At 62.9% G+C, this 13,556-nt stretch carries 13 protein-coding genes; 12 read left to right on the top strand and 1 reads right to left on the bottom strand.

Features of this window, described 5'->3' with window-relative positions:
- Positions 1–13: 13 nt before the first annotated feature.
- The 11 genes from ACSQ3I_RS19960 (at position 14) to rarD (ending at position 10,227) form a co-directional block, all read left to right on the top strand.
- Positions 14–610, top strand: a complete 597-nt coding sequence (locus ACSQ3I_RS19960; protein ID WP_436001737.1) for a CvpA family protein — start codon at positions 14–16, stop codon at positions 608–610.
- 144 nt (positions 611–754) lie between these two features.
- Positions 755–2,245: an amidophosphoribosyltransferase gene (gene purF, locus ACSQ3I_RS19965; protein WP_436001738.1), complete on the top strand. Its 1,491-nt coding sequence runs from the start codon at positions 755–757 to the stop codon at positions 2,243–2,245.
- Positions 2,246–2,317: 72 nt separating this feature from the next.
- A complete protein-coding gene (locus tag ACSQ3I_RS19970; protein WP_436001739.1) occupies positions 2,318–3,058 on the top strand; it encodes an SDR family NAD(P)-dependent oxidoreductase in 741 nt (246 codons plus the stop codon).
- A gap of 392 nt (positions 3,059–3,450) precedes the next feature.
- On the top strand, positions 3,451–4,836 hold the full coding sequence (gene cysS / locus ACSQ3I_RS19975) for a cysteine--tRNA ligase (RefSeq protein ID WP_436001740.1): 1,386 nt from the start codon (positions 3,451–3,453) through the stop codon (positions 4,834–4,836).
- Between the two features lie 58 nt (positions 4,837–4,894).
- Positions 4,895–5,137, top strand: coding sequence for an antitoxin (locus ACSQ3I_RS19980; RefSeq protein WP_436001741.1), 243 nt, complete (start codon positions 4,895–4,897; stop codon positions 5,135–5,137).
- A gap of 14 nt (positions 5,138–5,151) precedes the next feature.
- Positions 5,152–5,553, top strand: a complete 402-nt coding sequence (locus ACSQ3I_RS19985) for a type II toxin-antitoxin system VapC family toxin (RefSeq protein WP_436001784.1) — start codon at positions 5,152–5,154, stop codon at positions 5,551–5,553.
- Positions 5,550–6,026 carry a GFA family protein gene (locus ACSQ3I_RS19990; RefSeq protein ID WP_436001742.1) on the top strand — a complete coding sequence of 159 codons (477 nt, stop codon included), beginning with the start codon at positions 5,550–5,552 and terminating at the stop codon, positions 6,024–6,026. Before ACSQ3I_RS19985 ends, ACSQ3I_RS19990 begins: the two co-directional genes overlap by 4 nt.
- Positions 6,023–6,499, top strand: coding sequence for a GFA family protein (locus ACSQ3I_RS19995; protein WP_436001743.1), 477 nt, complete (start codon positions 6,023–6,025; stop codon positions 6,497–6,499). The genes ACSQ3I_RS19990 and ACSQ3I_RS19995 overlap by 4 nt, the downstream gene beginning before the upstream one ends.
- Positions 6,496–7,458, top strand: coding sequence for a prolyl aminopeptidase (gene pip / locus ACSQ3I_RS20000; protein WP_436001744.1), 963 nt, complete (start codon positions 6,496–6,498; stop codon positions 7,456–7,458). Before ACSQ3I_RS19995 ends, pip begins: the two co-directional genes overlap by 4 nt.
- A 130-nt stretch (positions 7,459–7,588) precedes the next feature.
- Positions 7,589–9,205, top strand: coding sequence for a citramalate synthase (gene cimA, locus ACSQ3I_RS20005; RefSeq protein ID WP_436001745.1), 1,617 nt, complete (start codon positions 7,589–7,591; stop codon positions 9,203–9,205).
- Positions 9,206–9,312: 107 nt separating this feature from the next.
- Positions 9,313–10,227, top strand: a complete 915-nt coding sequence (rarD, locus tag ACSQ3I_RS20010; RefSeq protein ID WP_436001746.1) for an EamA family transporter RarD — start codon at positions 9,313–9,315, stop codon at positions 10,225–10,227.
- 10 nt (positions 10,228–10,237) lie between these two features.
- Here the strand turns inward: rarD and ACSQ3I_RS20015 are convergent, their stop codons facing one another.
- A complete protein-coding gene (locus ACSQ3I_RS20015; RefSeq protein WP_436001747.1) occupies positions 10,238–10,858 on the bottom strand; it encodes a TIGR00730 family Rossman fold protein in 621 nt (206 codons plus the stop codon).
- Between the two features lie 334 nt (positions 10,859–11,192).
- On the opposite strand from ACSQ3I_RS20015, the gene ACSQ3I_RS20020 reads away from it, so the two are divergent.
- Positions 11,193–13,409, top strand: coding sequence for a LysM peptidoglycan-binding domain-containing protein (locus tag ACSQ3I_RS20020; RefSeq protein WP_436001748.1), 2,217 nt, complete (start codon positions 11,193–11,195; stop codon positions 13,407–13,409).
- Positions 13,410–13,556 lie beyond the last annotated feature (147 nt).

Below are 13,556 nucleotides of genomic sequence, written 5' to 3' on the forward strand. Positions count from 1 at the left end.
GGAGTTCGAAAATATGCCTATTACGATTTTTGACGGCATTGTCATTGGCGTCACCCTGTTTTCCGCGGTGCTGGCCATGGTTCGCGGCTTCTCCCGCGAAGTGCTGTCGATTGCCAGCTGGGGCGGTGCCGCCGCCGCGGCCTATTATTTCTACCCGACACTGGTTCCCTATGCGTCGAAATACACCGATGACAACCGCATCGCGGTTGCCGGTTCAGCCGCCGTCATCTTCCTGATCGCGCTGATCGTCATTTCGTTCATCACCATGCGGATCGCCGATTTCATCATCGACAGCCGCATCGGCGCGCTGGATCGTACGCTCGGCTTCCTGTTCGGCGCCGCCCGCGGCATCCTGCTTCTCGTCGTCGCCGTCGCCTTCTGGAACTGGCTGGTCGATGTCAACCACCGTCCGGAATGGGTGAACAACGCCAAGTCGAAGCCCTTCCTCGATGCGCTGGTGCTGAAGCTGGAAGGCGTGCTGCCGGAAGATATCGAACCGCAGATCCGCGCCCGCATTCTCGGCAAGGAAGCGCCGGCTGAAAACACCACCGACCCGAACACCACGACCGAGCCGGCACCGGAAGAAGACGTACCCGCAACGAACGGTTGACACTCCGTTCGCGTCTTGAAACACTTGATGGCCAGGGCCATTTGTGGCATCGCAACATCGCTCCGTTCCAGGCCGTTGCCGAACGGAGCCAAACGCATTCCAAGATTTGCCCGACCCGTTCTGTAGAAGCAAAGGCCTGCAGCAATGACCCATTCCCATTCCACCCGCATCGATGACGAGATCGACGGCGACACCCTGCATGAAGAGTGCGGGGTGTTTGGCATTTTGGGGCATCCCGACGCCGCGACGCTGACGGCGCTCGGCCTGCACGCGCTGCAGCATCGCGGACAGGAGGCGGCGGGCATCGTCTCCTTCGACGGCAAGCAGTTCCACACCGAAAAGCGCATGGGCCTGGTCGGCGACCACTACACGGATCCGGCGATCCTCGCGAAGTTGCCGGGTTCGATCGCCATCGGCCACACCCGCTATTCGACGACAGGCGAAGTGGCGTTGCGCAACGTCCAGCCGCTGTTTGCCGAACTGGAAGTCGGCGGCATCGCCATCGCCCATAACGGCAACTTCACCAACGGCCTGACGCTGCGCCGCCAGATCATCGCCACCGGCGCCATCTGTCAGTCGACGTCGGATACCGAAGTCGTTCTCCATCTCATCGCCCGTTCCCGCCACGCCTCGACCGCCGACCGCTTCATCGATGCGATCCGCCAGATGGAAGGCGGTTATTCGATGCTGGCAATGACCCGCACCAAGCTGATCGCCGCCCGCGATCCCACCGGCATCCGGCCGCTGGTCATGGGCGAACTCGACGGCAAGCCGATCTTCTGCTCGGAAACCTGTGCGCTGGACATCATCGGCGCCAAGTACATCCGCGACGTGGAAAACGGCGAGGTCATCATCTGCGAAATCCAGGCGGACGGCTCGATCAGCATCGATTCCCGCAAGCCGGTCAATCCGCCGGCCGAGCGCCTCTGCCTGTTCGAATATGTCTATTTTGCCCGGCCGGATTCGGTCGTCGGCGGCCGCAGCGTCTATGTGGCGCGCAAGAACATGGGCATCAACCTCGCCAAGGAAGCACCCGTCAAGGCCGATGTCGTCGTGCCGGTTCCCGATGGCGGCACGCCGGCCGCACTCGGTTTCGCCCAGCAGAGCGGCATTCCCTTCGAATACGGCATCATCCGCAACCACTATGTCGGCCGCACCTTCATCGAGCCGACGCAGCAAATCCGCGCCTTCGGCGTCAAGCTGAAGCACTCCGCCAACCGGGCGATGATCGAGGGCAAGCGTGTCGTGCTGGTCGATGATTCCATCGTGCGCGGCACCACATCGGTGAAGATCGTGCAGATGATGCGCGAAGCGGGCGCCACCGAAGTGCATATCCGCGTTGCGAGCCCGATGATCTTCTTCCCGGATTTTTACGGCATCGATACGCCGGATGCCGACAAGCTGCTCGCCAACCAGTATGCCGATGTCGAAGCGATGGCCCGCTACATCGGCGCGGACTCGCTGCAGTTCCTGTCGATCGACGGCCTCTACCAGGCGGTCGGCGGTGCGCCGCGCAATCCGGCACAGCCGCAGTTCACCGACCATTATTTCACCGGCGACTATCCGACCCGGCTGCTCGACAAGAATGGCGAGACGCCCGGCCGCAAGCTCTCCATGCTCGCCAGCAACGGCTGATCCGTCTATTGCAAGACCATGTTCGGCGCGGAACCTGAAGGCTTCCGCGCTCAAATTCGATTGGGAGGAACGATGACTGTCAACCTCAAGGACCGGATCGCCCTGGTCACCGGCGCCTCGCGCGGCATCGGTTATTTCACCGCTATCGAACTGGCCAAGGCCGGCGCCCATGTCGTCGCCTGCGCCCGCACGGTCGGCGGCCTGGAAGAGCTGGATGATGCGATCAAGGCCGTTGGCGGCTCTGCGACGCTGGTTCCTTTCGACCTCGGCGATATGGCGGCCATCGACAAGCTCGGCGGCTCGATCTTCGAGCGCTGGGGCAAGCTCGACATCCTCGTTGCCAATGCCGGCGTTCTCGGCACCATCTCGCCGATCGGCCATGTCGAGGCCAAGGTGTTCGAGAAGGTGATGACGATCAACGTCACCGCCACCTGGCGGTTGATCCGCTCGGTCGAGCCGCTGCTGCTCAAATCCGATGCCGGTCGCGCCCTTATCCTCTCGTCCAGCGCCGCGCACAAATGCAAGCCGTTCTGGGGCCCCTACTCCGCCTCCAAGGCAGCCGTCGAAGCGCTGGCTCGCACATGGGCCGCCGAGACGCAGCGCACGCCGCTGCGCATTCTCTGCGTCGATCCCGGCGCCACGCGCACGGCGATGCGGGCGCAGGCCGTTCCCGGTGAGGATCCGACGACGCTGCCGCATCCTTCCGAAGTCGCCGCGACGTTGATGCCGCTGGTCGGTCCCGAGCAGAGCGAGACCGGCAAGCTGTTCATCGTACGTGACAGGCAGATCGTCGATTATCGTATGCCGGAGTGAGGCGGCGGTGGAGGCGGCCCCTCATCCGCCTGCCGGCACCTTCTCCCCGCTTGCGGGGAGAGGGTTAGGGTGAGGGGCAAAGCCGCAAACGCACCCCTCTTGATTGGCTCTCCACCCGCTTCCGCGCCCGGCCCTTCGCTTGCGCTCCGGGCGTTCGACGCTGCGATCGATCCACTGGATCGATCGCTCGGGCTTTGCCCGACCGCGTCTCACCCCCCTTGACCAAATCCCTGCTGCGGGCCATAACCACGCCCATGAAAACGGCAATTCGCATCTGCTGGATTATTATTCGCTAGCGCATCCGCTGGCCTGGCCGTTTTCGTCTCCTTGAAAAGCTCACGAAGCAGACAAACGACCCGGTCAAGCCGGCCGCTTGCCTTTGGGAGGTTTTGATGGGCGCGACGCTCAAGTTCTACAACACGCTGACGCGCGAGAAGGCGGAATTCCAGCCGATCGATCCGCAGAACCTGCGCATGTATGTCTGCGGCCCGACCGTCTACGATTTCGCCCATATCGGCAATGCCCGCCCGGTCATCGTCTTCGACGTGCTCTACCGGCTGCTGCGGCATGTCTACGGCGAAAGCCATGTCACCTATGCCCGCAACATCACCGACGTCGACGACAAGATCAACGCCCGGGCGCTGCGCGACTTCCCGCATCTGCCGCTCAACGACTCCATCCGTGCCGTGACCGAAAAGACGGAAAAGCAGTTCCACGACGATGTCGCCACGCTTGGCTGCCTGGAACCGAGCGTCGAGCCGCGGGCGACCGACAACATCACGCAGATGATCGACATCATCGAGAAGCTGATCGGCAAGGGCCATGCCTATGTTGCCGAAGGTGAAGTGCTGTTCGACACCAAGTCGATGGCCGATTACGGCCAGTTGTCCAAACGGCCGCTCGATGAACAGCAGGCCGGCGCCCGCATCGCCGTCGACGCCCACAAGAAGAGCCCCGGCGATTTCGTGCTGTGGAAGCTGTCGAGCGACAATGAACCCGGCTGGGACAGCCCCTGGGGCCGCGGCCGCCCCGGCTGGCATATCGAATGCTCGGCGATGAGCGGCCGTTATCTCGGCGAGGTCTTCGACATCCACGGCGGCGGGCTCGACCTGATCTTCCCGCATCACGAGAACGAAATCGCCCAGTCCCGTTGCGCCCACGGCACGGCAGTCATGGCCAATGTCTGGATGCACAACGGTTTCGTGCAGGTGGAAGGCCGCAAGATGTCGAAGTCGGAAGGCAACTTCGTCACCATCTACGACCTGCTGCACACCGAAAGTTTCGGCGGCCGCAAATGGCCGGGCGAGGTGCTGCGGCTTGCCATGCTGATGACCCATTATCGCGAGCCGATCGACTTCTCCGTCAAGCGGCTAGAGGAAGCCGAACGGCTGCTCGCCAAGTGGCCGGCCGCCGAAGCCGGCGACGCCGCCCCGGACGAAACGGTGCTGGCAGCGCTTGGCGACGACCTCAACACCGTCGCCGCCGTGCAGGCCTTGCATGCGCTGGCGCAGGGCGCCCATGGCGACGCCGGGCAGCTTGCCGCCTTCGCCGCCAGCGCCGCCCTTCTCGGCGTCCTGCCCGAGAAGACGGAAATCGACGAAGCCGTCGCCTCCGCCGTCGACGCGCTCGTCTCCATGCGGCTGGAAATGCTGAAGGCCAAAAATTTCGCCGAAGCCGACAAGATCCGCAACGACCTCGCCGGAAAGGGCATCCAGCTCAAGGACGGCAAGGACCCGGCGACCGGCGAGCGCATCACCACCTGGGAGGTGAAGCGGTAGGCGTTGTCGGGCGGGATCGATCGGCCTATGCTTGAAGCATAGGCCACAGGAGGAAACGATGGGTGCAGAACGTCACGTCAAGCTGTTTCGCAACGGCCGCAACCAGGCCGTTCGCATCCCCGTGGAATTCGAACTCCCCGGCGACGAGGCGATCATGCGCAAGGAAGGCGACCGGCTGATCATCGAGGCGGCAAAGAAGAAAGGCAACCTTATCGAGTGGCTTCAGACCCTGGAACCGCTTGATGAAGACTTTCCGGATCTCGATGAAAAAGGTCCTCTGCCGCGAGAATTCGAGCTGTGAGTGACGTGATCTATATGCTCGATACGAACATTTTGTCCGATGCGATCCGAAATCCATTCGGACGAACCAAGGATTACATCGCGCGCTTCGATGAAAACGTCATCTGCACAAGTGCCATCGTGGCATCGGAAATGCGCTATGGTGCCTTCAAGAAAGGTTCTATTCGTCTCGTAGAACGGGTGGAACTGGCTTTAAGCTGGCTCACAGTGCTGCCCTACGACGATGAAGCCGCCCATGCCTATGCCAGGATCCGCAGCGATCTGGAACGAAAGGGCCAGCCGATCGGCTGGGGAGATCTCTTCATCGCGGCCCACGCCAAATCGCTGGACCTGACGCTCGTCACCAACAATGTCCGCGAGTTTTCGCGTGTCGACGGGTTGAAGGTCGAAAACTGGCTGGAGGAAGCGGCACCATGACCATCTACACCGGCGGCTGTCAGTGCGGCGCGATCCGTTTTCGGGTCGAGGGTGAATTGCGGGACAGTTCGATCTGTCATTGCCGCATGTGCCAGAAGGCGTTCGGCGCTTATTATGCGCCGCTGGTCTCCACTCGCGGTGCCGACCTCAGTTGGACGCGCGGGACGGTGAAGAAATTCCAGTCTTCCAATTTTGGCCATCGCGGTTTCTGCGGCGATTGCGGCACGCCGCTGACCTACGAAGCGCCCGACGGCGTGGCGATCGCCGCCGGCGCTTTTGACGATCCGGCGGCTTTGCCGCCGACCGTGCAGTTTGGCGTCGAGGGCAAGATCGGCTTCGTCGATCACCTGCATGAATTGCCGGAGCGGCTCACCGAGGAGGATGTCGAGGAAGCCCCGTTCATCCTCGACATCGTGTCCTACCAGCACCCCGATCACGACACCACCACCTGGCCAGCGGAGAAGAGACCATGACCGAGACCGTCCGTACCGGCGGCTGCCAATGCGGCGCCGTCCGTTTCCGTATCAGCGGCAAGCTCGGCCGCCCGTCGATCTGCCATTGCCGCATGTGCCAGAAACAGTTCGGCGGCTTCTTTGGCCCGCTGGTCACCGCGCCCGAAGAGGGCATGGAGTGGACCCGCGGCGAGCCCAGCTATTTCCAGTCGTCCATCAACATCGCCCGCGGTTTCTGCCAGAACTGCGGCACGCCGCTGACCTACAAACATCCCGGCGGCCTGGAACTGGCGATCGGCGCCTTCGACGACCGCTCCGATCTCGCGCCGCAGATCCAGGTGAATTTTTCCGCCCGCCTGCCCTGGGTCGAAACCATCTTCGACCAGCCGGTGCATGATGATCCCGATTATTACAGCCGCCAGGAGGAGATCATCTCCTTCCAGCATCCCGACCACGATACCGACGCCTGGCCGTCGCAAGGTTTGAAGATATGACCGACAGTTTTCGCACGCTCTACCCTGAAATCGAGGCTTATGCCTCCGGCCACCTGGATGTCGGCGACGGCCATATGATCTACTGGGAGCGCTCCGGCACGCCCGGCGCCAAGCCGGCGGTTTTCCTGCATGGCGGCCCCGGCGGCGGCTTTTCGCCGAGCCATCGCCGGCTGTTCGATCCGAAGCTCTACGACGTGACGCTGTTCGACCAGCGCGGCTGCGGCAAGTCAACGCCGCATGCGGAACTGAATGCCAACAGCACCTGGCATCTCGTCGACGATATCGAGCGGCTGCGCGAGATGGCGGGCGTCGAGAAATGGCAGGTGTTCGGCGGTTCCTGGGGGTCGACGCTGGCGCTTGCCTATGCCGAGAAATTCCCGCATCGCGTCTCGGAACTGATCGTGCGCGGCATCTACACGCTGACCAAGGCGGAACTCGACTGGTACTACCAGTTCGGCGTCTCGGAAATGTTCCCCGACAAGTGGGAACGCTTCATCGCGCCGATCCCGCCCGAAGAGCGCCATGAGATGATGCTGGCCTACAATCGCCGCCTGACGCATGAAGACAAGGCCGTGCGGCTTGCCGCCGCCAGGACCTGGAGCCTCTGGGAAGGCGAGACGATCACGCTGCTGCCGGAGCCTTCGACCAGCGACAAGTTCGGCGAGGACGAGTTCGCCCATGCCTTCGCCCGCATCGAGAACCACTTCTTCGTCAATGCCGGCTGGCTGGACGAGGGACAGTTGCTGCGCGAAGCTGACAAGCTTACCGGCATTCCGGGCGTCATCGTGCATGGCCGTTATGACATGCCCTGCCCGGCCAAATATGCCTGGGCACTGCACAAGGCCTGGCCGGAAGCGGAATTCTATCTGGTCGAGGGCGCGGGCCATGCTTATTCGGAGCCGGGCATCCTCGACCGGCTGATCTATGCAACGGACAAGTTTGCCGGAAAGCTCGGATAAGGGGCTGCCCCTCATTCGCGCCTCGGCTTCCTTCCTCTCCCCATCCGCGGGGAGAGGAGAAGGGTGAGATCAAACCCCACCCGCACCAAATAAAACATCAGTTCCTCGGGAGGGAACGACGGACATGGCAATGACACGCGAGAAAATCTACCTCTTCGACACGACGCTTCGCGACGGGCAGCAGACGCCCGGCATCGATTTTTCGACCGAGGACAAGATTGCCATTGCCGCCATGCTCGACGATTTCGGCATCGACTACGTCGAAGGCGGTTATCCCGGCGCCAATCCCACGGACACCGCCTTCTTCACCAGCAAACGCACCAACAAGGCCGCTTTCGTCGCCTTCGGCATGACCAAGCGTGCCGGCGTCTCCGCCTCCAACGATCCGGGACTGGCAGCGCTGCTCCAGGCCAAGAGTGACGCCATCTGTTTTGTCGCCAAAAGCTGGGATTATCACGTCAAGGTGGCACTCGGCTGTTCGAACGAGGAAAACCTCGAGAGCATCCGCGACAGCGTCGTGGCCGCCGGCGGTGCCGGCAAGGAAGCGATGGTCGATTGCGAGCATTTCTTCGACGGCTACAAGGCCAATCCCGACTACGCCCTTTCCTGCGCCCGTACCGCCTATGAGGCCGGCGCGCGGTGGGTGGTGTTGTGCGATACCAATGGCGGCACCCAGCCGGCGGAAGTGCGCGAGATCGTCGCCGCCGTCATTGCAGCCGGCGTTTCGGGGCACTGTCTGGGGATCCATGCCCATAACGACACCGGCCAGGCCGTCGCCAATTCGCTGGCCGCCGTCGAAGCCGGCGTGCGCCAGATCCAGGGCACCCTGAACGGCATCGGCGAACGCTGCGGCAACGCCAATCTGGTGACCATCATCCCGACGCTGGCGCTGAAGGAGACCTACAGCAGCCGTTTCGACATGGCGATCGATGCGGAGCGGCTGGTCGAACTCACCCGCATCTCCCATGCCTTCGACGAGCTTCTCAACCGCTCGCCGGACCACCAGATGCCTTATGTCGGCGCATCCGCCTTCGCCACCAAGGCTGGTATCCATGCCTCGGCGCTGCTCAAGGACCCGCGCACCTACGAACACATTCCGCCGGAAAGCGTCGGCAATTTCCGCAAGGTGATGGTCTCCGACCAGGGCGGCAAGTCGAACTTCATCAATGCGCTGAAGCGCCGCGGCATCGAGGTCGGCAAGGACGACCCGCGGCTCGACAAGCTGATCACCATCGTCAAGGAGCGCGAAGCCTCGGGTTATGCCTATGAGGGTGCGGATGCGAGCTTCGAACTGCTCGCCCGCCGCACGCTCGGCACCATCCCGGAATTTTTCGCCATCGACGGCTTCCGGGTGATGGTCGAGCGCCGCTTCGATTCCCACGGCCGGGTGAAGATCGTTTCCGAAGCGGTGGTCAAGCTGGTGATCGACGGCCAGACGCTGATGTCGGTTGCCGAAGGCGACGGTCCCGTCAACGCACTCGACCGGGCGCTGCGCAAGGATTTCGGCAAGTACCAGCACGAGATCGACGACCTGCAACTCGCCGACTTCAAGGTGCGTATCCTCAATGGCGGCACGGAAGCCATCACCCGCGTGCTGATCGAATCGATCGACAGCGACGGCGTGCGCTGGTGGACGGTGGGCGTGTCGGAAAACATCATCGACGCCTCGTTCCAGGCGCTGATGGATTCCGTCATCTACAAGCTGATGAAGAATCGCCAGCTCGCCGGCAAGATCGCCGCCGAATAGGCGAGAGGTACGCTGAGCTTACCATTCTTCACGGAAATGAATTGGTGTATTCGCGCCCGTTGCGTTAAGGCCCAGCCTTAAACACAAAAAAATCGGGCGGGTACACCATGGCAGTCGAAGCGGCGCCGGAACGGAAAAACGAAGACAGCGCGCGCGGCTTTGCCTTTGCGCTGGCGGCCTATCTTCTCTGGGGTTTCTTGCCGTTCTACATGAAGGCCGTGGCGCATATCTCGCCGGCGGAAGTCATCGCGCACCGCATCATCTGGTCCTTGCCGGTTGCTGGAGCGGTACTGGTCGCGGTCGGTCGCACCGCCGATGTCAAGGCAGCCCTCCGTACCCCGCGCATCCTGGCGATGGCGGCGCTGACGGCAGCACTGATCACTGTCAACTGGGGCCTCTATGTCTGGGCGATCGGCTCCGGCCGCGCGCTCGATACCGCACTCGGCTATTTCATCAACCCGCTTCTCAGCGTGCTGATGGGCGCTGTGCTGCTCGGCGAAAAGCTGAAGCCGGCGCAGATGGTGGCGATCGGGCTGGCCGCCTGCGGCGTGCTGGTGCTGACCGTCGAGGCGGGCACCCTGCCCTGGGTGGCGCTGGCGCTGAGCGTCAGCTGGGCCTTTTACGCCTTCTTCCGCAAGACCTTGCCGATCGGCCCGAACCAGGGGTTCTTCCTGGAAGTGCTGATCCTCGGCCTGCCGGCGCTCGGCTACATCATCTATCTCCAGGCGACGGGACAGAGCCACTTCTTTGCCGGAAATGCCAGCGACACGACCCTGCTCATCGGCGCCGGCATCGTCACCGCAGGTCCGCTGATCATCTATGCAAACGGCGCCAAGCTCTTGAAGCTCTCCACCATCGGCATCATGCAATACATCGCACCGTCGATGATCTTCATCATCGCCGTCTTCGTCTTCGGAGAGCCTTTCGGCACGGAGAAGATGATCGCCTTCCCGCTGATCTGGCTGGCGCTGGTGGTTTACACCTGGTCGATGCTGAGAAGCAGCCGCCGCGACGGGGCGTGACTGCTTTCGATCACAGCTTGTCGATGACGGACTTCTCGCCGTCGCGGCTGACACCTTCGACCGAGTGCTTGCGAATGGCGGGAACGATGTCCTCGACGCGGTCGATGAGCATCGGCTGCACCAGATGCGAGGTGTGCAGGAAACCCTGCTCGGTCATGTGCAGCAGAAGATCCATCATCGGGTTCCAGAAACCGTTGATGTTGGCGAAGACCATCGGCTTGCGATGCCGGCCGAGTTGCGCCCAGGTCATGATCTCGACGATCTCTTCCAGCGTGCCGATGCCGCCCGGCAGGGCGACGAAGGCGTCGGCGCGCTCGAACATCCGGTGCTTGCGCTCGTGCATGTCGGGTGTGACGATCAATTCGTCGAGCTGGCCGAGAGAATGGCGGGTTGCCTCCATATCGACAAGAAATTCCGGTATGATGCCGGTCACCTTGCCGCCGTGGGACATGACGCCGCTGGCAACGGCGCCCATGATGCCCTTGGTGCCGCCGCCGTAGACGAGCGACAGACCGTTTTCGGCGATGGACTTGCCGAGCGTACGGCCTGCCTCGATATGGGAAGGGTCGCGCCCGGGCCGGGAGCCGCAGTAGACGCAGATGGATCGAATCGGAACAGTTTGATCAGTCATGGGTCCAGAGAACTATGCTGCACCTGCTGCGTCAAGAAAATTGACGGAAAAAGCGGCGCTTAACCTGTGCCGGCGGCGGAGAATGCTTGTGCAAAGCAGCAGGAATCGTTAGCAGTTTCAGTAGGGTTTCCTCAAGTTTTTCCAGTGTGCGTCAACGCGTCCATGCTGCGGGGATGCCGGATCCGCAAGGTCGAGGACCTGACCGGAGCCGGCAATTGCCAAGCGCCACGGATGCAAGGCGCGGTCGGTCCACGAAGACCGGCCCTGCAGAGACATTCCAAAGCTTGAGGACTTGCAGTGGGGATATGGCGGGCGATCCGCTTGGAGAATCGAGATGAAGAATAACCGGGCCGGTTTGCTGGCACTGTTGGTCCTTGTGGCAGCCGCCGCATTGATGGTCTTTTTCGTGCTTCCGCGGGTGACCGGCGACAAGCAGCCGGCCGACGACAAGGCAAGCCAGATCGTCAGCCAGACCGCGGGCAACACCACCCCGGACACCAAGGTCGAGCCGGAAAAGCAGACGCCTGCCGTGGAGGATGCCACAACGGTGACGCAGAAGATGGGACGCCTTTCGGCGGATGCCATCGCGGCGACCGCGGACCTCAAGGCCCTGTTCATCGGCGGCAAGGCGCCGGAAGCCCAGGCGCTTGCCGGTGCCAAGGCCAAGGCCGAGACGACGATCCGTGCCGTTGCCGAATTCGAGCTGCCGGCGAGCCTCGATGCAACCGTGACCGCTTCCCTGACGAAATTCCGCGATGGCGCCGCCAAGGCCCTCACCATCCTGCAGACACTGCCGGTCGAACCCGCTGCAGCTCTCGAAGCGCTGACGCAGCTTGAGGGCATCCTGACCGGCAAGCCCGTCGAGACGGCCGAAAAGACGACACGCGACGCCTCGCTGCCGCTGACGGAAGAAAAGCCTGCCGCCGACACCAGTACGTCCAACGACACCGCTTCCAACCCGGCGCAGACTTCCGGGCAGACGTCGGGACAGACCGCATCCGACGAGACGGTTCCCGCCTTCGACGTTCTGCGCGTCGAGCCGGATGGATCGACCGTCATCGCCGGCAAGGCGGAGCCCAACACCAAACTCGACATCCTCAACGGCGAGACGGTAATCAGCTCGCTCAGCGTCGATTCCACCGGCGATTTCGCCGCCGTTCTCGACAATCCGCTGCCGGCCGGCGACCACCAGCTGACGCTGAAGGCCACCGACAAGGACGGCAAGACCACCGTTTCCGAAGAGGTCGCCACTGTTTCCGTGCCGAAGACCGAAGGCGGCGAATTGCTGGCGATGATCACCACGCCTGGCAAGGCCAGCCGCATCATCACCGCGCCGACCGAAACGGAAACCGACGCGAAACCGGCAGAGCAGAAGACCGGGCAGGACCAGCAGCAGAACAGCCAGGAAACCGCCATCGGCCTGCCGGACCTGCCGGCGGGTTCCAACGACCTCTCCTCCTCGGCACCGGCGATTGCCACCGACGACGCTGCGTCGAAGACCTCCGAGACCTCGGAAGAACAGGCCGCCGTCACCACCAAGCCGCAGCAGCAACCGCAGATCAAGGTCACTGCCGTCGAAATCGAGGGCAACAAGATCTTCGTCGCCGGCACCGCCAAGTCGGGCGCAACGGTTGCCGCTTATGCCGACGAGAAGCTGATCGGCAAGTCCGTGACCGAACCCGAGGGCCATTTCGTGGTCGAGGGCGTGATGGAGCTTGCCGTCGGCGACCACACCATCGGCGTCGACATGCTGGATGCAGGCGGCAAGCCGCTGGTGCGGGCTTCGGTGCCGTTCAACCGCCCGGCCGGCAACGTCACCGTTGCTGCGCAGACACCTGTAGCCGAAGAGGCTGTCGCCCAGGCAACGCCGGACGGCAAGTTCGGGCGCATGCACGGCGACCTGACGACCGCCTACACGCTGCTGCGCAACCTCTTCGTCAATGGCCGTCTTCCGGGTGCCGAAGAGCTGGCCGCGGCCCGCTCGTCGACGGAAATCGCCCTGAAATCGCTGGTGGAGTTCCGCCCGGCGCTGGAGGCTCCGGACACATTCAAGGCGATCGCCACCAAGACTTCGGAAAGTGCAGCAGCGGCATTGCAGGCGCTGCAGGCCGTTCCACGCGACGCAAAGGCGATGGCGGCAGCTCTCGACAAGATCGGCCCGCTCATTGCCGAGACGCTGAAGATCGGCGGCGATGGCAAGGAAGACGAAATCGTACAGCCGAAGCCGGTCACCGAAAGCAAGACGGAAACCGCCAATGCGGAGGCAAGTTCGAGTGCCGGCGCCGGCGGAGACCCCGTGGTGATTGCCCAGGCGCCGCTGACGGAGAGCAAGAACTCCGTCATCATCCGCCGCGGCGATACGTTGTGGCAGATCTCGCGCCGCGTCTACGGCATGGGCGTGCGCTATACGACGATCTACGTGGCCAACCGCGAGCAGATCAACAATCCGGACCGCATCCGCCCCGGCCAGATCTTCGGCCTGCCGAAGGACGCGCTGCCGGATTCGGAGGAACTGCACCGCAAGCGCCTGCACGGCGACCCGCTGAACTGAGCCGTCCTATCCATCCGCTTTTGGGGCACGCACGGGAAACCATGCGTGCCCTTTGTTTTTCCCGGTTCCATCCACGATCTGGTGAAGTTTCTGCGACGCCATTGTCTTCCCGGGACAAAGAACCTATGTCCGGGATGCGGCGGCCCC

The sequence above is a fragment of the Rhizobium sp. LjRoot30 genome, assembly GCF_964253915.1.
Classification (GTDB): domain Bacteria; phylum Pseudomonadota; class Alphaproteobacteria; order Rhizobiales; family Rhizobiaceae; genus Metarhizobium.